Annotated in this window: 19 protein-coding genes; 10 read left to right on the top strand and 9 right to left on the bottom strand. The window is 66.4% G+C overall.

From position 1 onward, the window contains the following. Both KUV49_RS08680 and KUV49_RS08675 read right to left on the bottom strand, forming a co-directional pair. Entirely contained in the window at positions 1-1,077 is a 1,077-nt protein-coding gene (locus KUV49_RS08680) for a hypothetical protein (protein WP_222449600.1), read from the bottom strand. A gap of 130 nt (positions 1,078-1,207) precedes the next feature. After that, positions 1,208-1,699 carry a hypothetical protein gene (locus KUV49_RS08675; protein WP_222449599.1) on the bottom strand — a complete coding sequence of 164 codons (492 nt, stop codon included), beginning with the start codon at positions 1,697-1,699 and terminating at the stop codon, positions 1,208-1,210. A gap of 107 nt (positions 1,700-1,806) precedes the next feature. On the opposite strand from KUV49_RS08675, the gene KUV49_RS08670 reads away from it, so the two are divergent. The 5 genes from KUV49_RS08670 (at position 1,807) to KUV49_RS08650 (ending at position 9,924) form a co-directional block, all read left to right on the top strand. Then, positions 1,807-2,808, top strand: a complete 1,002-nt coding sequence (locus tag KUV49_RS08670) for a hypothetical protein (protein ID WP_222449598.1) — start codon at positions 1,807-1,809, stop codon at positions 2,806-2,808. Then, entirely contained in the window at positions 2,808-3,209 is a 402-nt protein-coding gene (locus KUV49_RS08665; RefSeq protein ID WP_222449597.1) for a hypothetical protein, read from the top strand. Before KUV49_RS08670 ends, KUV49_RS08665 begins: the two co-directional genes overlap by 1 nt. Positions 3,210-3,310: 101 nt before the next feature. Continuing rightward, a complete protein-coding gene (locus tag KUV49_RS08660) occupies positions 3,311-4,612 on the top strand; it encodes an O-acetylhomoserine aminocarboxypropyltransferase/cysteine synthase family protein (protein WP_222449596.1) in 1,302 nt (433 codons plus the stop codon). A gap of 130 nt (positions 4,613-4,742) precedes the next feature. Next, positions 4,743-7,790 carry a hypothetical protein gene (locus KUV49_RS08655; protein ID WP_222449595.1) on the top strand — a complete coding sequence of 1,016 codons (3,048 nt, stop codon included), beginning with the start codon at positions 4,743-4,745 and terminating at the stop codon, positions 7,788-7,790. Between the two features lie 205 nt (positions 7,791-7,995). Next, positions 7,996-9,924, top strand: coding sequence for a cation:proton antiporter (locus tag KUV49_RS08650; protein ID WP_222449594.1), 1,929 nt, complete (start codon positions 7,996-7,998; stop codon positions 9,922-9,924). Between the two features lie 120 nt (positions 9,925-10,044). Here the strand turns inward: KUV49_RS08650 and KUV49_RS08645 are convergent, their stop codons facing one another. The 5 genes from KUV49_RS08645 to KUV49_RS08625 form a co-directional block, all read right to left on the bottom strand. Beyond that, positions 10,045-10,554 carry a CarD family transcriptional regulator gene (locus KUV49_RS08645; protein ID WP_057792822.1) on the bottom strand — a complete coding sequence of 170 codons (510 nt, stop codon included), beginning with the start codon at positions 10,552-10,554 and terminating at the stop codon, positions 10,045-10,047. A 311-nt stretch (positions 10,555-10,865) separates the two neighbouring features. Further along, positions 10,866-11,204, bottom strand: coding sequence for a ferredoxin FdxA (gene fdxA, locus KUV49_RS08640; protein WP_152491821.1), 339 nt, complete (start codon positions 11,202-11,204; stop codon positions 10,866-10,868). Between the two features lie 84 nt (positions 11,205-11,288). Continuing rightward, positions 11,289-11,666 (bottom strand): RNA-binding S4 domain-containing protein, encoded by a 378-nt coding sequence (locus tag KUV49_RS08635; RefSeq protein WP_222449593.1) that lies wholly within the window; start codon positions 11,664-11,666, stop codon positions 11,289-11,291. Position 11,667: 1 nt separating this feature from the next. Continuing rightward, entirely contained in the window at positions 11,668-14,508 is a 2,841-nt protein-coding gene (locus KUV49_RS08630; protein WP_222449592.1) for a helicase-related protein, read from the bottom strand. 26 nt (positions 14,509-14,534) lie between these two features. Next, positions 14,535-15,086: a tetratricopeptide repeat protein gene (locus KUV49_RS08625; protein ID WP_261391103.1), complete on the bottom strand. Its 552-nt coding sequence runs from the start codon at positions 15,084-15,086 to the stop codon at positions 14,535-14,537. A gap of 78 nt (positions 15,087-15,164) precedes the next feature. Here KUV49_RS08625 and KUV49_RS08620 point away from each other — a divergent pair, with 78 nt between their 5' ends. Further along, the gene (locus KUV49_RS08620; protein ID WP_152491817.1) at positions 15,165-15,452 is read left to right on the top strand and encodes an SCP2 sterol-binding domain-containing protein; all 288 of its coding nucleotides are present in this window, start codon (positions 15,165-15,167) and stop codon (positions 15,450-15,452) included. Positions 15,453-15,457: 5 nt separating this feature from the next. Further along, complete coding sequence (locus tag KUV49_RS08615; RefSeq protein WP_315899491.1) at positions 15,458-16,477, top strand: alpha/beta hydrolase; 1,020 nt, start codon at positions 15,458-15,460, stop codon at positions 16,475-16,477. On the opposite strand, the gene KUV49_RS08610 is transcribed toward KUV49_RS08615, so the two are convergent. Beyond that, the gene (locus tag KUV49_RS08610; RefSeq protein WP_222449590.1) at positions 16,401-17,231 is read right to left on the bottom strand and encodes a fumarylacetoacetate hydrolase family protein; all 831 of its coding nucleotides are present in this window, start codon (positions 17,229-17,231) and stop codon (positions 16,401-16,403) included. The genes KUV49_RS08615 and KUV49_RS08610 overlap by 77 nt on opposite strands. Before the next feature lie 102 nt (positions 17,232-17,333). Between KUV49_RS08610 and KUV49_RS08605 the strand changes: the two genes are divergently transcribed. Together KUV49_RS08605 and KUV49_RS08600 are read left to right on the top strand one after the other, a co-directional pair. Further along, entirely contained in the window at positions 17,334-18,347 is a 1,014-nt protein-coding gene (locus tag KUV49_RS08605) for a ligase-associated DNA damage response exonuclease (protein ID WP_222449589.1), read from the top strand. After that, positions 18,344-19,939, top strand: coding sequence for an ATP-dependent DNA ligase (locus KUV49_RS08600; RefSeq protein ID WP_222449588.1), 1,596 nt, complete (start codon positions 18,344-18,346; stop codon positions 19,937-19,939). Before KUV49_RS08605 ends, KUV49_RS08600 begins: the two co-directional genes overlap by 4 nt. 58 nt (positions 19,940-19,997) lie before the next feature. On the opposite strand, the gene KUV49_RS08595 is transcribed toward KUV49_RS08600, so the two are convergent. Further along, on the bottom strand, positions 19,998-21,254 hold the full coding sequence (locus KUV49_RS08595; RefSeq protein ID WP_222449587.1) for a M24 family metallopeptidase: 1,257 nt from the start codon (positions 21,252-21,254) through the stop codon (positions 19,998-20,000). 95 nt (positions 21,255-21,349) lie between these two features. Here KUV49_RS08595 and KUV49_RS08590 point away from each other — a divergent pair, with 95 nt between their 5' ends. Then, positions 21,350-22,234 (top strand): LysR family transcriptional regulator, encoded by an 885-nt coding sequence (locus KUV49_RS08590; RefSeq protein ID WP_222449586.1) that lies wholly within the window; start codon positions 21,350-21,352, stop codon positions 22,232-22,234. Positions 22,235-22,389: the final 155 nt, after the last annotated feature.

Below are 22,389 nucleotides of genomic sequence, written 5' to 3'. Positions count from 1 at the left end.
CTAGCCGCCATACGCGTTGGCGTCATGCTTCTCGATGATCTTGGCAAAGCGCCGCGCGAACCGCTCGTCGGCCTTGGCCTTGGCCTCCAGCACCTCGCGGGCAAAGACCATGTGATCCTCGTGCGCCTCCAGCATGTCGGCCATCTTCTGGTTGGTGGCCGCGCCGATCCCGGCCATGGCGCTCTGCGCCTCCTGGTCGGTCTTGACCCCGATCTCGTTGATCCGGTGCGCCACGTCCTGCTGCTGCGCGGTTTTAAGCGACTTTGTCAGCGCGTCATAGAGCACGACCCGCTGCTTGGTGTCGGTCTGCAGCTTGTTGATCAGCACCATCTGCGTCGCCGCCTGGTTCTGCAGCGAATCGACCCAGGTCTTGCCCTTCTCGATATACCGCTCCAGCGTCTGGCTTTTCGCCAGCTTGACCTGCTCCTGCTGCACCATCTCGTTATACTTGGCGTTCATCTCCGCCAGTTCGCTTTCCAGCTTGGTGCGGGCGGCCGCGTCGGTCTCGTTGGCGATCTTGTTTTCCAGTTCGATGATCTTGGGATCCATCCCCTGGATGTCCGCGCGCAGCGTCTCCAGTTCGCCCACTGTCGCCTCGCGCTCGTCCAGCGTCTCGGTCAGGTTCGTCTCGACCTTCACCTTGTGCTCTTCCAGCGTGCGCAGCTGGCCTTCCAGCAATTGCACGATGATGTCGGATTTCGAGATCAGGTCCTGCAACTTGTCGTCGATGCTGGCGGTGCGGATCCGCTCTTGCCGCATGCTGTCGGCCTTGTGACGGTTGAAGATACCGACGAAGCTTTCCCAGCCCGTCTTGTTGCGCATCTCGTCAAAATCGCGCGAGAACCCCGCGGTCACATCGTCCAGCCCCATGATCAACTCGGCGATGTTGGCATTCATCGTCTCGGTATGGGCGTGCACCTCGTCCAGCGTCGCGTTCTCGATATCGAGGCTCGCATCCTCGCCGCCCTTGATCTTGGACCGCGCGCTTTCGATCTTGCCGGTCAGCTCGGCAATCTTCGCCTGCGCCGATGCGACCTGCTCCTGACTTTCGCGCACCTGCGCATCCAAATTCGCCATCACCGCTCCCTTTCGCGTAAAGTTAATCACCTTAACATCAATATAGGTACGCCACGGCTGATTTGAAGGCGTGCCCGCTCTTTGGGGTTTTCGCAAAACCTTCGGCGCGGGGCAAGAAAGACGTGCGCGTTCAGGGCATCAAAACCTCTTTCCGCCCGAACAGCCCCTCCGCCGTGCCAAGGTCGTCATACAGGATCTCGACCGCGATGCTCTCGATCTCGCCCAGACCGAAGCTCTTGTAGATCACCGCGTCATCGGGAAAAGCATTGGGGGCGGCGGTCTCGGTCTGACAGGCCGGCATGTCCCAAACCTCCATCGCGCCGCCATTCACACCGACACTGACCCGGTGCATCCCGCAGCGCCAGCTCAACAGATGCGTCAGGTACAGCAGGTCCTGGCCATCATATTCGCGCACCGCCACCCAATTGCCGCGCGTAGCCTCGATGATCGGCCTGATCTCGGCGGCGGTGGTGAACTTGCCGGTGGGCGTCTGGTCCTCGGCCTCGAACCCGGCGGGCGGCTGGCCCCCGTCCCCTGCCGATTGCGCCACGGCGGCCCCGTCCGGGCTTCCCGTACCGCCGCCCAGGGCCACCGCAAGGCCAACGACAATCCACTCGATCATCCGAAAATACCTTTCCTTTCAAAAATCTGCGCAACTGCCTCTCGCGCAACCGCAGCGCACGGCCTATACTGGCGCCAAAGGGCAGTTCAGGCAGGCGTGACCGGATTATGGCCGCGAAAAAGGCAAAAAACCAAGCGTTCAATATTGTGGTGGTCGGTCATTCCGGCCGGCTTCAGTTCGAGGCGGTGCTGTTCGCCGCCTCCCTGCGCGCCCGCAGCCCAAACTTCAAAGGCCGCCTTTTCGTGGCCGAACCCCAGCCCGGCCCGCTGTGGAAGAACGACCCGACCATGCGCGGCGACATCCGCGCGCTCTTGGAAAGCTACGGCGCCGAGATCCTGCCCTTCGAATCCCGGCATTTCGGGCAGGCCTATCCCTATGGCAACAAGATCGAATGCCTGATGGCCCTGCCCGAGGGCGAGCCGTTCGTGTTCTTCGACACCGACACCCTGGTCACCGGCGACCTGACGCGAGTCCCCTTCGATTTCGACCGCCCCACCGCCTCGCTCAAGCGCGAAGGCACCTGGCCCGAGATCCAGCTTTACGGCCCCGGCTACACGGCCACATGGAAATCGCTCTACGACAAGTTCGGCCTGGATTTCGAGTCCTCGCTCGACCCGTCCCTGCCCGACGAATACTGGCGCCGCTACCTCTACTTCAACGCCGGGTTCTTCTTCTACAAATGCCCGCATGTCTTCGGCCAGCGTTTCCTGGACTACGCGCTCGCCATCCGCGACGACCCGCCGCCGGAACTGGTCTGCCAGTCGCTCGATCCCTGGCTCGACCAGGTGGCGCTTCCGCTGGTCATTCATTCGCTGGGCGGCGGGCGCGACACGCTGCCCGACGGTCTCCTCGACGGCGAGATGACGTGCCACTACCGCATGTTCCCGCTGCTATACGCCCGCGAGAATGACGACGTGGTGGCGCTGCTGGAAGACATCAGCGCCCCCAACCCGGTCAAGAAACTGCTGAAGAACTACGACGCGATCAAGTTCATGGTCTACCACGGCCGCGGTCAAAAGGTGCGCGCCCTCTTCGACCGTGAAAACATGCCGCGCAAGGAACAGGCGATCCGCAACACCATCCGCCGCAACGGGTTCTGGATACGCTGATGGCCTTGCGTGACGTACCCGGCCTGACCCGCATCGCCCAGGTCTTCGGCCCGTCCGACGCGATGCTGGCCGTCGCCGCCCTCGAAGGCGCCGGCTTTCGCGTCTTCGTGCCGGGCTACCACACGCTCTCGAATGCCCAGTACCTCTCGGTCGCCCTGGGCGGCGTACCGATCATGGTCGAAACCGCCCGCGCGGCCGAGGCGGCGGCCTTTCTCGACGCTCTGGAGACCTCCGACGTCGAGGTGCTTTCCCCCTCCGCGTTCGACAGCAGTCCCGATGACGACCTGCCGCCGCCCCGTCCCCGCGGCCTCATGCGCCGGATCGTGGAAAGCGCGTTCTACCTCCTCACCGGAACCGCGCCCGCCCTGCGCGGCCGCTACGGGCGCGTCCCGAAAAAATAGCCGCTCGCCCGGCTCCTGTCCGCGCAAGACCACGTCAATCCGCTTGTCCTGCGTCCCGCCATCGCTTACCCAAATGGCAAACGCCATTAGGGAGGCTTTCCATGTCCGACGACGACCGCATTCACCAATTCGGCTTCGACACGCTGCAAATCCACGCTGGCGCCCGGCCCGATCCGGCCACGGGGGCGCGCCAGACACCGATCTACCAGTCGACCGCCTACGTGTTCCGCGACGCCGAGCACGCCGCCGCCCTCTTCAACCTCCAGGAAGTGGGCTACATCTATTCCCGCCTGACCAACCCGACCGTCGCGGTGCTTCAGGAACGCGTCGCCACGCTCGAAGGCGGCGCCGGCGCCGTCTGCTGCTCGTCGGGTCACGCGGCCCAGATCATGGCGCTGTTCCCGCTGATGGGCCCGGGCAAGAACGTGGTCGTCTCCACCCGCCTCTATGGCGGCTCGATCACCCAGTTCAGCCAGACCATCAAGCGCTTCGGCTGGTCGGCCAAGTTCGTCGATATCGACGACATGGACGCGATCAAGTCCGCCATCGACGACGACACCCGTGCGGTGTTCTGCGAATCCATCGCCAATCCCGGCGGCCACATCGCCGACCTGCGCGCGGTGGCCGACGTGGCCGACGCCGCCGGACTGCCGCTGATCGTCGACAACACCTCTGCCACGCCCTATCTCTGCCGCCCGATCGAACACGGCGCCACGCTGGTCGTGCATTCCATGACCAAGTTCCTCACCGGCAACGGCACTGTCACCGGCGGCGTCGTGGTGGATTCGGGCACCTTCGACTGGTCCGCGTCCGACAAGTTTCCCTCGCTCAGCGAACCCGAACCCGCCTATCACGGCCTCAAGTTCCACGAAACGTTCGGCCCGCTGGCCTTCACCTTCCACGGCATCGCCATCGGCCTGCGCGACCTCGGCATGACGCTGAACCCCCAGGCCGCGCATTACACCCTAATGGGGATCGAGACGCTGTCCCTGCGGATGCAGAAACACGTCGAGAATGCCGAAACCGTCGCCGCCTGGCTGGAAAAGCACGACGCGGTCGAGGCGGTCACCTATGCCGGACTCAAATCCTCGCCCTACCACAAGCGCGTCAAGACGGTCTGCCCCAAGGGCGCGGGCGGCCTGTTCACCGTGGCGCTCAAGTCGGGCTACGAAGGCTGCGTCAAGCTGGTCGACAGCCTCGAACTCTTCAGCCACGTCGCCAACCTCGGCGACACCCGCTCCCTGATCATCCACTCGGCCTCCACCACCCACCGGCAGCTGACCCCGGAACAGCAAACCGCCGCCGGCGCCGCCCCCAACGTGGTGCGCATTTCCATCGGCTGCGAGGATGCCGACGACATCATCGCCGATCTCGAACAGGCGCTGGCCAAGGCGGGCGCCTGACCGTCGGGGGTCTCCGCCGATCGCGGCAACCGTGAGCGGTGTTTGCCTTTCCCTCGGCGGTAAGCTGCTGTAGAATCCACGCGCGGCAGGGGGCCACCCCTGCCGGGTCCGTGGTGCCAGAGCGTTGTGAATGAAACCGAATTTTGCCCTGACCCTGTCCTTCGAAGGCATCAGCCTTCTGCATCGTGCCTTCCCCGGTTGGCACATGGTGGGCGAGGTCAGCCTCGACAGCAGCGACCTCGCCGGTGCGCTGTCCGACCTTCGAAACCGGGCCGGGCAACTCGACAGTAACCCGATCCGCTCCAAGCTGGTCATCCCCAACGACCAGATTCGCTTCCTGCAGTTCGATTCCGAAGGGCTCGAAGCGGACGAGATCGCCTCGGCCGTGCACCGCGCCCTTGATGGCGCGACGCCCTACGCGGTCGACGACCTTGCCTATGACTGGTCGATTTCCGCCGGGCAGGTGCATATCGCCGCCGTCGCCCGCGAAACCCTGGCCGAGGCCGAGGCCTTTGCCGCCGAACACGGCTTCAACCCGCTTTGTTTCGTCGCCGCCCCCGAGGGGCGCGATTTCGTGGGCGAGCCGTGGTTCGGCGAGACGAAAAGCGCCCCGTCTCTCCTGCCCGAAGGCGGACGCATAGAGCGCGACACCGCCGCCATCCGGGTCATCGGCACGGCGCCGCTGCACCGCGCGGCGGCTCCCGCTGCCGACGCCGCGCCCGAGGCCGCCCTCGAAGGCGCGACCGAGGCCGCCGATGCCGCGCGGCCGCCCGCACTCGAGCCGGATCTGCCGCCCGAAGTGCCGCCCGCGCCAGAGCCCGATCTTCCGCCACAACCCGAGCCGGAGGTTCCGCCCGCGCCCGACACGCCGCCCGCGCCGGACCCCGAGATCGAACCGGAGATCCAGCCCGATCCCGAGCCTGTGCCGGAGGTTCCTCCAACGCCACAGCCCGACATCCCGCCGGAACCGATGCCGCAACCGGACCCGGACATTCCGCCGAACCCGACGCCCGGCCCCGCGGGCGCGGGCGCGGAAGCGGAGGTGCAAGACGGTGACGGTGTCGCGAATGCCGGCACGGATGCAGACGTGAAAGATGAGCGCACCGACGCTGCCGGGAAAACGCCCGCAGCGCCTGTCGCCTTCAGCTCGATCCGCGCGCAGCGCGACACGTTGCCGACCGCCCCACGCCGCCTCAGCGGCGCGACCCGCGACGGCGCATCGCCTGCCGCCGAGCCCCCGTCCCGAGAAACGCCGCGCGCCGAACCCACGCTGACGGCCGCGACGCCGTTCGTCACCGGCCCCGCCACCGGCGCTGCGGCTGGCGCCGCCGCCAAGGTGACCGGCAAACCGCAAGACGCGCTGCCTGCCGATGCCGCCGCCCGGATCGGCGCCACGCTACGCGCCTCCGACGACACTCGCCTCACCGCGCCCGATGCGGAGCCTTCCACCGCCGAGGGGCCGTCCGGGCGCGCGCGCCCTGAGGCAGAGGACGACGGCAGCGATATTCCGCCGCCCCCCGCCTTCATGGCCGACCGCACCGGGCCCGCGCCGTTCGACCTTCCCGAAGACACCCCCAACGCGCCCCTCGCCGCGCCTGCCGCCAAGGACCAGGCTGCCGCGTCCTCCGGCGCCCTGTCGTTCTTCTCGCGCCGCAAATCGCCCAAGCCCGACAAACGCCAGCCCACGCGCACCGCCGCACGCTCCTCGCCCGAGGCCCAGCGAGAGCAGGAACGCCAGCGCATGACCGTCTTCGGCGCGCGCAAAACCGCCTCCGTCGGCGGCAAGCCGCGTTTCCTGGGGCTGATCCTGACCGCGGTGCTGCTGATCTTCCTCGTGGGCGTGGCCGCCTGGGCGTCGATCTTCCTCGAAGACGGCATCTCCCGCGTCCTGCGCGGCGGCCCCGATCCCCGGGAACAGATCGCCGCGACACCCGACGCCGAGGTCCCGCCCGGCGATACCGACGGTGCCTCCGCCTCGGGTACCGGCGAGACGGACGAGGGCGAAAGCGTTCTCGCCGCCCTGCCCGGCGTCACCTCCGACGGCGCCGAGACGCCCCGCGCCGACCCGCAGCCCGCGCCGAACCCGGCCGAACTGACCGAGCAACAGGCCCGCACGCGCTATGCCGTCACCGGCATCTGGCAACGCGCCCCCGACGCGCCCACCGACCCCGGCACCCAAAGCCTGGACGATTTCTACCTCACCTCGATCGACCCCAAGGTCGTCGAGCAGGACGCGGTTGCCCTGCCCGCGCCCGAAAGCCTGCGCGGCGACACGCGGCCCGACACGCCGGCCGATCCCGCCGCCGCCGACACCATGTTCACCATGGACACGCGCGGCCTGGTGCAGCCGACGCCCGAAGGCGCGCTGACCCCCGATGGCATTCTGGTCTACGCCGGTCAGCCCGCGCTCGTGCCGCCGGACCGCCCGGCAGAGACCCTGGCCCAACCGGGCGAGGATCCCGCCGATGCCGCCGCCCGCATCGAGGCGCTCGAACGCATCGCCGCCTTGCGCCCCCGTGTCCGGCCCGGGGACCTGTCCGAAACCAACGAACGCGAAACCCTGGGCGGCCGCACCCGCAACGAACTCGCCACCCTGCGCCCCCGCCTGCGCCCGCAAAGCGCGCAGGAACTGGCCGAAGAGGCCGCCGCGGCGTCTGAAGCGGCCACCGAAGCTGCCGCCGCGACGCCCGAAGGCATCTCGCCTGACCCCGATGCGGTCACCGCCGCGCTTCAGGCCGCCGCCGCGGTCCCCGCCCCCGATCCCTTCGCCGGGGCGACGGCCCAGGCGGTCAAGGTCTCGGCCAAGCCCAACGCGCGGCCCCGGAACTTCAACCGAATCGTCCAGCGCAGCCAGCGCCTAGCCGAACAGCAGGAAGCCCGCACCGCCGCCGTCGCCGTACCTCGCAATCAGCGCATTTCGCCCAGCGGCCCGACGCCCACCACGGTCGCCCGCGCCGCAACCGAAAAGAACGCGCTGCGCATGCGCCAGGTCAATCTCATCGGCGTCTACGGCAGCAATTCCAACCGCCGCGCCCTCGTGCGCCTGGCCAATGGCAGTTACAAGAAGGTCAAGGTCGGCGACCGGCTGGATGGCGGGCGCGTCGCCGCCATCGGCACCAGCGAACTGCGCTACGTCAAATCCGGGCGGCAGGTGACGCTCACCATGCCGCGCGGCTGAGCCTCGGCGGCGCTCGCGCGGCTTCCTTCCGGCCTGAATAATCCTCGCCACAGCCTCCGACCACGCCAATCCGGACCGACACCCGAAAAAAAGCCTCCCGCGTCCTCGCGCCCGCACCAAGTCGTTTGCACAAGCGTCACCTGCGCCGCATACTCTGCCTCAAGGCGGTGCCCCGCCCGTGCTCCGAAATCCGCAAAGGACCCCGATGGAAGGATTTTTCTTTCAGGCCACCGTGTTTCTCGCAGCCGCCGTGATCGCGGTGCCCCTGGCCGCCCGGCTCGGGCTGGGATCGGTGCTGGGCTATCTCGCCGCCGGTATCGCCATCGGGCATATTCCGGGCCTGCTGGGCGGCCACGACGCCGAGGAATTGCAACATTTCGCCGAATTCGGCGTGGTCATGATGCTCTTCATCATCGGGCTCGAGCTGGAGCCCAGGGCGCTTTGGGACATGCGGCACAAGTTGATCGGGCTGGGCGGCTTGCAAATCACGCTCACCACGGCCGCCGTCATGGCGGGCTGCATGGCGCTCGGCGTGGTGTGGTCCGTGGCATTGGCCATCGGCATGGTCTTCACCCTGTCCTCGACCGCCATCGTCCTGCAAACCCTGTCCGAAAAGGGCCTGATGCAGACCGGCGGCGGACGCTCGACCTTTTCCGTGCTGCTGACCCAGGACATCGCCGTCATCCCGATGCTGGCCTTCCTGCCGCTCCTGGCCCTGCCGAAAACGCCCGACATGATCCTGGGCGAGACCCTGCAACGGCTGGCCGACGAGGGCCACGCCGCCGAGGGCGACCATGGCGGTGCCCCCGCGCAGGTGGCGCAGTCCATGATCGACAGCCTTCCGGGCTGGGGTGTCACGCTCCTCACACTGGGGGCCGTGGCCGGCATCATCATCTTCGGCGTCTATGCCACGCGCCCCGTCTTCCGCTTCATCCACCAAGCCCGCCTGCGCGAGATGTATACCGCGCTCGCGCTCCTGATCGTGGTGGGCATCGCCTTCGTGATGAGCCTCGTGGGCCTGTCGCCGGCCCTCGGGGCCTTCCTCGCGGGCGTCGTCCTGGCCTCGTCGGAATTCCGGCACGAGCTGGAAAGCGATATCGAGCCCTTCAAGGGCCTGCTCCTGGGGCTGTTCTTCATCACCGTCGGCGCGGGCATCAACTTCTCGATCCTCTTCGCCTCGTTCTTCACCATCATGGGGCTGGCCTTTGCCGTCATCCTGATCAAGGGCGGCATCCTCTATGGTCTGGGCCGCGTCTTCGGCCTGACGGGCCGCAACCTCTGGCTCTTCACGCTGGGTCTGGCGCAGGCCGGGGAATTCGGCTTCGTGCTGATCAACTTTTCCGGCCAGAACAACGTGATCCCGCCGGAACTGCGCGAAACCCTGCTGCTGGTCATCGCTATTTCCATGCTGATCACGCCGCTCCTGTTCATCCTCTACGACCACCTGTCGAACCGCATGACCGACCCGTCCGAGGCACAGGAAGCCGACGAGATCGACGCGAAAGGCCCCGTGATCATCGCCGGCATCGGGCGTTTCGGGCAGATCGTCAACCGCATGGTCCGCTCCTCGGGGTTCGAAACCGTCGTTCTGGATCATGACCTTGCCGCCATCCAGCGGATGCGCCGCTTCGGCATCAAGGGCTTCCTGGGGGATCCCGGCCGGCCCGACCTCCTGCACGCGGCGGGCCTCGCCGATGCCAAGGTGCTTGTGGCCGCGCTCGACGATCCCGACGCCACAACCCGGCTCGTGGCCTTCGCCCGGCGCGAACGGCCAGACCTGCACATCGTCGCCCGCGCCCGCGACCGCACCCATGTCTTCCGCCTCTACAAGGCCGGCGCCGACGACATCGTGCGCGAGCTTTTCGACAGCTCCCTGCGCGCCGGACGCTACGTGCTTGAAAACATGGGACTGACCGAGTTCGAGGCGGCAGAGCTGCAAAAGACCTTCTACCACCACGACCGCGATTCCGTCCGCGACCTGGCGGCCCTGTGGGACCCCAACATTCCCACCATCCAGAACGGCGCCTACATCAAGCGCGCCAAGGAACTGGAAGCGGAATTGCAGACCATGCTGCTGTCTCAGCTGGAGGAAAAGGCCGCCGAGGACATCTCGGACGACCGCAAGGAAGCGTGAGGCCGCGAGTTCCATGCTCTGACGTCATCCCGGACCTGATCCGGGATCTCTCGGCCCAAAGCGCAAATAAAAAAGGCCGCACCCTTCGGCACGGCCCTTCCCTTCACATCGTAGCTCGCATCACGCCGCGCGTGACACCAGAACCTCGTCGACTTCCTTGGCGGCCTGCACCTCGTCGCCACCGCTGACGGCGGCCACTTCGCGGGTCAGACGCTCCAGCGCGGCCTCGTACAGCTGGCGCTCGGAATAGCTCTGTTCGCGCTGATCATCGGTGCGGTGCAGGTCGCGCACCACCTCGGCAATCGCGATCAGGTCGCCGGAATTGATCTTCTGCTCGTATTCCTGCGCCCGGCGCGACCACATGGCGCGCTTCACCTTGGCCTTGCCTTTCAGCGTGGTCATCGCCTTCGACACCACATCCGGGCTCGACAGGCTGCGCATGCCGATTTCGGTCGCCTTGTGGGTCGGAACCCGCAGAGTCATCTTGTCCTTCTCAAAGGAGATCACGAACAGTTCCAGTTCGATCCCGGCGATATCCTGCTTCTCGATCGACATGATCTGGCCGACGCCGTGCGCAGGGTATACGACGTAATCGTCAGGGCGAAACTCGGACTTCTTCGATTTGCTCATTCAGGTTTTCCTCACAAGCTTCCCAGTTCAAACTTGGCGGAGCATCCCCTCGGCAGCGGGCCATCGGGGCGTGGCGTCAAGCACAAAGAAATCCACCTCCCATGCGTCAGCGCGGGCAGATGGATAATATATGGGCGGTGTCTACATTTGTAACGGTAGTGTATCACAAAAAAGGGGCCACTGAAAGCGGGCTCAGCAGGTCAGGCTGATTATACCTGCGGCGTCAGGTGGTTACCGCGCGTTCTTGTCCCAAAACCTGACCCATTGATCGTTTGATCAAACGAATCGGTTCACGCCCGCAGCCCCTTGCGTCAGCCGCCTTCGCCCGGCGCCTCCGAGAAATACTTCTCCAGCTTGCCGTCTTCGCCGTCACGTTCGTCCGCTTCGGGCAGCGGGTCCTTCTTGGTCACGATGACCGGCCACATCTCGGAGTATTTCCGGTTGAACTCGACCCATTTCTCCATGTCCGGCTCGGTGTCGGGACGGATCGCGTCGGCGGGGCACTCGGGCTCGCAGACGCCGCAGTCGATGCACTCGTCGGGGTGGATCACAAGCATGTTCTCCCCCTCGTAGAAACAATCCACGGGGCACACCTCCACGCAGTCGGTGTATTTGCACGCGATGCAATTGTCATTGACGATATAGGTCATCTTTCGCCCCGGTCGTGATCTCCTCGCGCTGACCTAATCCAGTCCGGCGGATCATTCAAGCGCCAGACGCCCTTCCGCGGCGCACTATCGCGTTTCCTGATCCATCTTGCGGCGATCCTTTTTCGTCGGCCGACCCTTGCCTTCGTAACGCGGGTTCAGCGGCTCGGTCGCATGGTCGCGCGGCTTCGGCGGATCGAGATCGTGGTACAGCGCCTGCGCTTCCGGCGCCGGCCCCCGCCTTTCGCCCACCGCGACGATGCGGATCACCCGGATGTCGCGCTCCTTCGGAAACGTCAGCACATCGCCCGGCCTCACCGACGACGAGGCCTTCGACACCCTTTGCGAATTGACCCTCACATGCCCGCCCGTGACGAGTTTCGTGGCCAGGCTGCGCGTCTTGAAGAACCGCGCGTGCCACAGCCACTTGTCCAGCCGTATCTTCGGCTGGCCCGCGTCGCTCATGTCACGACTTGTCCTTCAGCCCCATCAGGGCCGCGGCGAACGGGTTGTCAGGGTCGATCTTGTCCTTCTTCGCGGGTTTCGAACTAAAGCTCTTGGCCCCTTCCTCGCGGCGCGGCTTGCCTTTCGGCTTGGGCTTGCCACCCTTGCCGCGGGGCTTGCCGCCTTGCGGCCTGCCACGGCCCTCACCGCGGGCCTTGGCCCCACGCCCGGCCCAGGTGAAGGTATAATAGACCTCCATCTCGGTCTCTTCCTTCGCCGCGTCGGGCACCTCGCCCACCGGCACCTCGGTCTCGGACATCTCGGGTATTTCCGCGTCCACCTCGGGGTCTTCCGGCGGGACCTCGGTCACCGGCGCCAGCCCGTCCTCGACGATCTGCTCCACCGCGTCCTCGGCGGTGGTCGCCTCCGGCGTCTCCAGCGTCTCCGACGGCTCCGGCGCGTCGTCCAGCGCCGCATCCACCGGCTTGACCTTCTCGCGCTCGCCCTGCTCGGCGTTATAGCCCAGCCCGCGCATCAGGTCGGCGAACTGTTCCAGCGTCATGCCGGTGATCGACAGCATGTCGGCGTTGGCCTCGAACCCGCCCCGGCTGTCCTCGGACCGCAGCATGTCGGCCAGGCGTTCCAGCATGTCGATCCGGATCGCCCGCTCGCCCGCGGCGCGGTACCCCGACATCGAGTGAAACCCGCGCGGCGCAGAGCTTCCGGCCGGAACCGTCACCAGGCCCGGCGGTGGAGCCTCGGGGAACTCCTGCAGCCCCATCTTCAGCGACCACAGCACCAGCCGCAGGCGCGTCGGCGCCGGCTTCAGCAGAAGCGGCATGAAAATCGTGAACTGGCCAAAGCGCACGCCATGCTTGCGCAATTGCCCGCGGGCATCCTGATCCAGCGCCTTGACCTCGTCGGCCACCTCGCCACGCGGGATGATCCCGAAATTCTCGACCAGCTGAAAGCCGAAGCCCCGCGCCAGCCCGCTCAGTTCCTCGTCCCGCTGGATGTTCAACAGAGGCTCGAACAGGGTCGCCACCTTGCGGTCGATGAAATGCTGCAACCGACGCTGCACCTTCTGCATCACCTCGGGCCCGGCGGTGTCGTCGACAAAGGCCTCGACCTGCGGTTTCAGCGGATCGGCACCCGCCACCAGCTTGCCGACGGCGCTTTCGCCCCACATCAAGCCGCCCTGCTCGGTGAAATCGATCTCGGTATCGGGCGCGTTATAGAACTTGTCCGCCCGCAGGTGGAAATGCGGCGCCAGCGCCTGCAGGCTCGCCTGCGCCACCGCCTTGGCCTCCTGTCCGCCCGCCGTCTTGTCCTGGCGGAACCGGAACCCTTCCAACCGACCGACGAATTCGCCCTCGACGGTCACTTCACCCTTGTCATTCACTTCGGCCACGATGGCGTCCTTCTGCTTGAGCCGCCGCATCAGCACGCTGGTGCGCCGGTCCACAAATCTTTGCGTCAGCGCGTCATGCAACGCGTCCGACAGGCGGTCTTCTACAGCGCGGGTCGTTTCGCGCCAATGGTTTTCGTCCCCGACCCAGCCCTTTCGCTGGGCAACATAGGTCCATGTGCGGATATATGCCAAACGCTTGGAGAGCGTGTCGATATCCCCGTCCGTCCGGTCGATCCGCGCCACGTGCCCGGCCAGCCATTCCTCGCTGACCCGGCCATGTTCGTGCAGGTCACTGAATATACGCTCCAGCAGCCCCGCGTGTTCCGCATGGCTGATCCCGCGAAAGTCCGGAACCCGGCACACGTCCCACAGCAGGCGCACCGAAGCGCCGTCGCTGGCCCGTGCCGCGATCTCGGCATCCTCGGCCAGCGTGCGCAGCACCACGAGGTCATCCGCCTCGCGGGCGCGCACCAGCCAGTCATCCTCGGGCTTTTGCTCCAGTGACGCGATCAGCGCGTCGACCGTCCCGAACTGCAGCGCCGCGTTGCGCCATTCCAGTTTGCGGATGGGGGTAAAGCGATGGTCCATGATTGCCTGTGCCATGTCGTCGGGCAGCTCCGGCGCCTCGCCCGTCACCCCGAACGTGCCGCTGGTCATGCCGCGCCCCGCGCGCCCGGCGATCTGGCCCAGCTCGTTCGGTGCAAGATTGCGCATCCGCCGCCCGTCGAACTTGGTCAGGGACGAGAACGCGACGTGATTTATGTCCAGGTTCAGCCCCATCCCGATGGCATCGGTGGCCACCAGGTAATCCACGTCGCCGTTCTGGTAAAGATCCACCTGCGCGTTGCGAGTCCGGGGGCTCAAGGCCCCCATCACGACCGCCGCACCGCCCTTCTGGCGGCGCAGCAGCTCGGCAAAGGCATATACATTTTCAATCGAAAACCCCACGATAGCCGAACGGGCGGGCATCTTGCTTATCTTTTTCGAACCTGTGTAGGTCAACTGGCTCATCCGCTCGCGGCCGACGAACTCCACCCCCGGCACCAGCGCCGCAATCGCCCCGCGCATGGTATGCGCCCCCAGGAACTGCGTCTCCTTCTGGCCCCGCATCCGCAAAAGGCGGTCGGTGAACACGTGCCCCCGCTCGGGGTCGGCACACAGCTGGATCTCGTCCACCGCGACGAAATCCGCGCCCATCCCTTCGGGCATCGCCTCGACCGTGCAGACCCAGTATTGCGTGCGCGGCGGCACGATCCGTTCCTCGCCCGTGACCAGCGCCACCACCGACGGGCCGCGCACCGCGACGATCTTGTCATAGACCTCCCGCGCCAGCAGGCGCAGCGGCAGGCCGATCACGCCGGTGCGATAGCCCAGCATCCGCTCGATCGCGAAATGGGTCTTCCCGGTATTCGTCGGGCCCAGGACCGCCAGGATCCTCGACTGCTCGCCCATGGGACTTGCCTCTTGTCTTCTTGCGCTTACAGGTCCCGCCCGCCGATTTCACGCTCGACCATCGGCAGGATTTCCTCCACCTCCTGATGATGCGGATGAAGGGTCAGCACAAGGTCGAATGCCTGCTTGGCCTTCGCGTAGCTCTCGACGTGATAGAGAATGCCGCCAAGGCTGGCGATGGCATTGTAATGCCGCGGGTTCAGCGCCAGCGCCCTCTCGATATCGGCCAGCGCGGGGCCGAACATGTCGGAATCGGCATAGGCCATCGCGCGCAGGTGATATCCTTCGGCGAAATCCGGCGCATGATCCGTGAGCGCGGTGAAATGTTCGATCGCCGCGCGGGTATCCCCGGCCTCCAGCGCATCGCGCCCGCGTTTCAGCAGCAGGTCCGCCGTGGCCGAACCCGACCGCGTCCAGGCCAGTTCGATTTCCTTGGATATCCGGCTGGCCTCTCGCGGCTCGGCCGTCTTCAACTGCTCAAACAGCGAATCCAGCGCCGAATCCTGCGCCGCCGCGGGTAAGGAAAACGTGACTAACAGCACAAGTGCCGCCACGATATGTTTGGAAAGTCGGTTCATAACGCCCATAACATTCCCAGTTTAGCGCGCATGGCCGGGAATCAAAGCCCCCGGTCGATCAAATCTGGAGGAACTGACATGAGCGACGTAACCAAATCCGCGGTCGAGGCCCTGTCCGCCAAGATGAACGGCAGCTTCGACGGCAGCGCCAAATTCGTGATCGAGAACGAAGGCTCCATCGTGATCGACGAATCCGGCGTGCGCGAAGGCAATGACGAAACCGACGTCACCATGACCGCCGACGCCGACACGTTCCAGTCCATTCTCGATGGCGATCTCGACCCCACGGCCGCCTTCATGTCCGGCAAACTGGCCGTCGACGGCGACATGGGCACCGCGATGAAACTCGGCTCGGTCCTGTCGTAACACCCATGCTGACGGACGCGCCCCTCTTCTCCGATATTGCCGATGGCCCCGACGGGGGCCGCGCCGTCTGGTGCGACACTGCCGACGGGGTGCGCATCCGCCTGGGGCTCTGGCGTCCACAGGACAATACGGGCGAAAGCGCAGGCACGCTCCTGCTCTTTCCCGGTCGCACCGAGTATATCGAGAAATACGGCCGCACCGTCCGGCAATTCGCCGCCGCGGGCCTGACCACGCTGGTCGTCGACTGGCGCGGCCAGGGCCTGGCCGACCGGCTGATCGAAGACAAGATGTCGGGCCACGTCCTGCATTTCGACGACTACCAGCACGACGTCGCCGCCATGGTCGACGCCGCGCGCGAACTCGACCTGCCCAAACCGTGGTTCGTCCTGGGGCATTCCATGGGCGGCGGCATCGCGCTCAAGTCGGTAATGGACGGCCTGCCTGTGGCGGGCGCGTCCTTTTCCGCGCCGATGTGGGGTATCCGAATCTCCGCCGCGCTGCGTCCCGTCGCCTGGTCGCTGGGCTGGAGCAGCCGCAGCGTCGGCTTCGATCACGTCTACGCCCCCGGCACCTCGCCGCAAAGCTACGTGCTGGCCGAACCGTTCGAGACAAACCGCCTGACCACCGACGTCGAGAGCTACCGGCACATGATCGCCCAGGTCACCGCGCACCCGGAACTGACCATCGGCGGCCCGTCCCTGCGCTGGCTCTACGAATCGCTGATGGGCACCCGCCGCATGTGGCGCCGCCCGTCGCCCGACCTGCCCTGCCTGTGCCTTCTGGGGTCCGAAGAAGATATCGTCGACGTCTCCCGCGTGCATGACCGGATGTCACGCTGGCCCGGCGGCGAGCTGGAAATCGCCGAAGGCGCCAGGCACGAGGTGCTTCAGGAAGCCCCCTGGATCCGCGACGCCCTGATCGGCAAGCTGGTCGACTTTTACGCCAGCGTCAGGGATCGGCACGCACCGTCTGGCGCTGACGCCCAAGCCCCTGGATCTCCAGCTCCATCACGTCGCCAGGCCTGAGATAGCGCTTGGGGTCCCGCCCCATCCCCACCCCCGGCGGCGTGCCGGTGGCGATCACGTCCCCGGACTCCAGCCGCATGACCTCGCTCAGATGCGCGATGATCTGCGCCACGGTAAAGATCATGGTCGAGGTGTTGCCGGTCTGCATCCGCTCCCCGCTCACATCCGCGGACATATCAAGGCTTTGCACGTTGCCCACCGCGTCCGGCGTCACCAGCCACGGCCCGACCGGCCCGAACGTGTCGCAACTCTTGCCCTTGGTCCATTGCCCGCTGCGTTCGATCTGGAAATGCCGCTCCGAGACGTCATTGACGATGGTGTACCCCGCCACGTAATCCAGCGCCTCGGCCTCGGTCACGTATTTCGCCTCGCGCCCGATCACCACGCCCAACTCGACCTCCCAGTCGCCGTGGGTCGATCCGCGCGGCAGGACCACGTCGTCATCCGGCCCCACGATGCTTGACGTCGCCTTCATGAAAACAACCGGCTCCGCAGGCGGCTCGATCCCGATCTCCGCGGCATGGTCGCTGTAATTCAGCCCGATCCCGATCAGCTTGCCAATCCCGGCAACCGGCGGCCCCAGCCGGGGCGTGCCCTCCACCAGCGGCAGCTTTTCCGGGTCCAGCTTCGGCAACGCCCCCAGCACGGCCCCCGAGATATCGGCCACCACGCCGCTCAGGTCGCGCACCCGACCTTCGGCGTCCAGCATCCCCGGCTTTTCCCGCCCCGGCTCTCCGTATCTGACAAACCGCATGGCACACCCCCCTTGTCGCTTCTGCCCGACGATAGCGGCCCCATGCGCCACGGCAAGCCTTCATCCTCTGGCCGCCGCCTGCCGGCACGCTAACTCCCCCGCATGGTTCTGCAATTCAAACCCCAGGGCATCTACTGCCCCGCCGGCGAATTCTTCATCGATCCGTGGCGCCCCGTGGACCGGGCGCTGATCACCCACGGCCATGCCGACCACGCCCGGCCCGGCCATGCCCGCTATCTCTCCACCGCCGCCGCCGCGCCCGTGATGCGCCACCGCCTGGGCGAGATCACCCTCGACACGGTGGACTATGGCGAAACGCGCCAAATCGGCGGCGCGCGCGTGTCCTTCCACCCCGCAGGCCACGTGCCCGGTTCCGCCCAGATCCGGGTCGAAGTGGACGGCGAAGTCTGGGTCGTCTCCGGCGACTACAAGACCGAGGCCGACCGCCTGTCCGAGCCGTTCGAGCCGGTCCCCTGCCACAGCTTCATCACCGAATGCACCTTCGGCCTGCCGGTCTTCACCTGGACGCCCGAAGAAGATGCGGCGCGCCAGATCAACGACTGGTGGGCCGCCAACGCCGCCGCCGGCACGTTTTCCCTGCTCGGCGCCTACTCGCTGGGCAAGGCGCAGCGCGTCCTGTCGCTGCTCGATCCCGCCATCGGCCCCATCCTCACCCATGGCGCGGTCGAGAACACCAACGCCGTCCTGCGCGACCAGGGCCTCGCCCTGCCCGACACGCTGTACGTCACGCCTGACCTCAAGGCCAGGGACCATCCCGGCGCGCTCGTCCTCGCGCCACCCTCCGCCCTGGGCAGCACATGGGCCCGCCGCTTTCGCCCGGCCTCCTCCGGCTTTGCCTCGGGCTGGATGCGCCTGCGCGGCGTGCGCCGCCGCCGCGCCGTGGATCGCGGTTTCGTCATGTCGGACCATGCCGACTGGCCCGGCCTGATCTCCGCCATCAAGGCGACAGGCGCGGAAAACATATACGCCACACATGGTTACACGGACATCTTCGCGCGATACCTGAACGAGCAGGGCTGGAACGCCCAGGTCGTCCCGACCGAGTTCACCGGCGAATCCCTCGACGCCACCGACGAGGCGGAAGATGCCGCATGAAACGCTTCACCTCCCTCTTCACCACGCTCGACCAGACCACCAGGACCAACACCAAGGTCGCGGCGCTGGCCGAGTATTTCGCCACCGCGCCCGACGCCGAAAAGCTCTGGACGGTCGCGCTCTTTTCCGGCCGCCGCCCCCGTCGCGCCATCACCACGACGAAACTGCGCGAATGGGCCGCCGAACGCGCCGGCATCCCGCTCTGGCTCTTCGAGGAAAGCTATCCCATCGTCGGCGACCTGTCGGAAACCATCGCTCTCGTGCTGCCGCCCCCCGCCCGCGACCATGACGACAGCCTCGCCACCTGGATCGCCCGCCTCCGCGCCCTCGACGTCGAGACCGAAGAGGCCCGCAAGGCGGCCATCCTCGATGCCTGGGACCAGATGCAGCCCCATGAACGGCTGGTGTTCAACAAGCTGCTCACGGGCGGTTTCCGCATCGGCATCTCGCGCAAGCTGATGACCCGCGCGCTGGCGCAGGCGACCGGGCGCGACGAGGCCGAACTGGCCCACCGCCTGATGGGCGACTGGACCCCCGACAACACCTCCTGGGAAACGCTGATCGAGGCGCATGACGCCAGTGCCGATCTCTCACGCCCCTATCCGTTCTGCCTCGCCTACGGCCTCGACGACGAGGAACCCGAGTCGCTGGGCGAACCCGCGGACTGGCTGGCCGAATGGAAATGGGACGGCATCCGCGGCCAGCTGATCCTGCGCGGGGGCGAGCATTTCACCTGGTCGCGCGGCGAGGAGCTGATGACCGACCGCTTTCCCGAACTGGCCCGCGCCCGCGACTACCTGCCGCCCGGCACCGTGCTCGACGGCGAAATCCTGGCCTGGGACGGTGCCGGCCCGATGTCCTTCGACGCCTTGCAGAAACGCATCGGCCGCAAGACCGTGCCGAAGAAACTGCTCAAGGACGCGCCGGTCATCCTCTATGCCTACGACCTTCTGGAACAGGATCGCGAAGACCTGCGCGACACCCCCTTCGCCACCCGCCGCGCCCGGCTCGAAGCCCTTCTGCAAGACCTTCCGCCCGAAGCGCCCATCCGGCAATCCCCGCTCATCCCCTTCGCATCCTGGGACGACCTCCGCGAAACCCGCGCGACCGCAAGAGACGCGCGCGCCGAGGGTCTCATGCTCAAGCGCAAGGACTCGCCCTACCATTCCGGCCGCAAGAAAGGCGACTGGTGGAAGTGGAAGCTCGATCCGCTGACCATCGACGCCGTGATGATCTATGCCCAGCAGGGCAGCGGCCGCCGCGCCAACCTCTTCACAGATTTCACCTTCGCCGTGCGCGACGGCAATGACCTCGTGCCCTTCACCAAGGCCTATTCCGGCCTCACCGACACCGAGTTCCGCAAGATCACCGCCTGGGTGCGCAAGAACACCCTGCAACGCTTCGGCCCTGTCCGGCAGGTGAAGGCAGAGCACGTGTTCGAGATCGCCTTCGAGGGGATCATGGAATCCACCCGCCACAAATCCGGCGTCTCGCTGCGCTTCCCGCGCATGAAACGCTGGCGCCACGACAAGCCCGTGCAGGAGGCGAACACGCTCGAAGACCTCCGCGACATGCTAACCCACTACGGCTAAAGAAAATTCGTACGAATTTTCTCCCCCAAGATTATTCGTACGAATAATCTCCCCCGCCTCATCGCAACAAATCATCCTCGAACGGAAAGCGCGACAACAGCTCCACGCCCGTCTCGGTGATCAGCACCTGCTGCTCCAGCTTCACGCCCTCGGTGCCGCCGTCCGCGCCGATATAGCTCTCGACACACAGCGTCATGCCGGGCGCGATCACCCCGTCATAGCCCGCATCCGGGAAATCCCCGTGGTGATAGAGATACGGGTATTCCCCCGTCATCCCGCAGCCATGCGCCGACAGGTAATAGCGGTTGGCATAGTACCGCTCCGGAATATCCCAGGCCGCATCGGCATAGTCGCGGAACGTCATGCCGGGCCGCAGGATGCCCATGTTGTGGTGCACCTGCTCATACGCCACCTTGTACAGCTCGCGCTGCGTGGCGCTCGGCCTGCCCGGCCCGGAATGGAAGGTGCGCGAGAAATCCGAATAATACCCGTGGCACCCCACCACGTCCGTATCCAGCGCAATCAGCTCATTCACCCCGATCACGTTCTCGCTCGTCTCCTGGAACCACGGGTTGGTCCGCTCCCCGGCATTCAGCAGCCGGGTCTCCACGTAATCCCCGTTCTGCGCGATGACCGACTGGTGCAGCACCGACCACAACTCCGCCTCGGTCATCCCCGGCCGGATCGCCTCGCGCAGCTTGGCCACGCCGATCTCGGTCGCCCGCAGCGAGGCGTTGACGCATTTCATCTCTTCCGCCGACTTGATCGCCCGCGCCATCTCGACGGGTTCCTGCGCATCCACGATCCTGAGCCCCGCATCGCGCAGCGCAATGGCACTCCCGGCATTCAGCCGTTCGATCCCCAGCGTCGCCCCCTTGCCCACCAGCGAGGTCACCAGGTCCGCCATCTCGCCAGCCCAGGCTTTCTCCCGCGCGGCGATATCCGGCCCCGCCGCCACGAAACTCGCCGTGCGCGCCGCGCGCACCTCGTCGACCGTCTCCAGCCCGTCCGCCAGATGCGCACAGCCGGTAAACTCGAACAGGATCGAGCGATCCTGCGTCAAGAGCAGATAGCGCGACGGCGCATTCCTCTGGCTGAACACCTGCATGTTCCGCGCTCCCGTGGCGTAGCGGATGTTCACCGGGTCAGACAGCAGCACCGCCGCGATGTCGCGCTTGCGCATCTCCGCCCTGACCCGGCCCAGCCGGTAGCCCCGCACCGCCACAAGGTCGATCCCCTCGTCCTCCGGTGCCCGGTCCAACAGCGCCAAGTCCGCAAGGTCCGCTCGCTCCGCGTGCCAGTCCAGTTCGGCCATGCCATCCTCCTCGGCTCATTGGTTGACATTCCATAACCGACAGCATTAATCTCGAAAATGCTGGAAATTCTCACGCTATTGAATAACCTCAGAGAATGAGTCAGGACCGCCGCAGCCTCCCCCCGCTGGAAACACTCGTCTTCTTCAACACGGTGATGAAACGGGGCGGGTTCTCCGCCGCCGCGCCCGAGCTCATGGTCAGCCAGGCCGCCGTCAGCAAGCGCATCCGCCAGCTCGAAGACTGGCTCGGCACACCGCTTTTCGACCGGGGCGCCCGCCACGCGGTGCCCACCGACACCGCCCGCCGCCTCGAAGAACCCGTGCGCCTCGCGCTCGACTACCTGACGGCGTCCCTCGATACGGCCCGTGTCACCGACACCGATACGCTGCATATCGCCGCCAACGGCGCGGTCTCGATGTTCTGGCTCTACCCGCGCCTGCAGGCCTTCGCCACCAGCCCGGATGCCTGCAATGTCAGTGTCCTGACCGCCGACGATCCCAGCGCCCTCACCGCCGACACGCTCGACCTTGCCATTCACTACGGCGAGGCCCCGCCACAAGGCTGGACCGGCACGCCGCTCTTCGACGAGACGATCACCCCCGCCGCCACGCCCGCCGTTGCCACCGCGCTTGCCGACAATCCCGACCTGCCTCTTCTCGATTATCCGCGTCTCGGCCCCAATTGGATCAACTGGCGCATCTGGTGCGACCGCAGGGCGGATTCTCCCCTCGCCGATCGCCCGGTCGAGACCTGCCGCAGCTACGGTCACAGCATCGGCCGCGCGCTGGCCGGCGAGGGCATTGCGCTGGCCAGCCTGCCGATGCTCGACACCCTCGTCACCTCCGGCCGGCTTGTCCCGGTGGGCGCCGATCTGAAGACCACCCGTCGCTACTGGCTGAACCACCGCCTGGCCGCGCCGCTCCAGCCCAATGCCATTCCTCTGCAGCGGGCGCTGCTCGCACCATCCTCACCGTCCTAGACCGTCATCCTCGGGCCTGACCCGAGGATCTCGCGCCCTGACAGAGATCCCGGATCAAGTCCGGGATGACCGCGCCTCAACCTTCCGGGCACACGCAATTCCGATCCCGGCTTGAGCCTGCCCGCCCCGCCCCCTATGTCTTGACCAACGCGACA

The organism is Roseovarius atlanticus, from assembly GCF_019802205.1.
GTDB classification, from domain to species: Bacteria; Pseudomonadota; Alphaproteobacteria; order Rhodobacterales; family Rhodobacteraceae; genus Roseovarius; species Roseovarius atlanticus_A.
The sequence above is the reverse complement of the archived record's forward strand: the minus strand, read 5'-3'. Positions and strand labels throughout refer to the sequence as shown.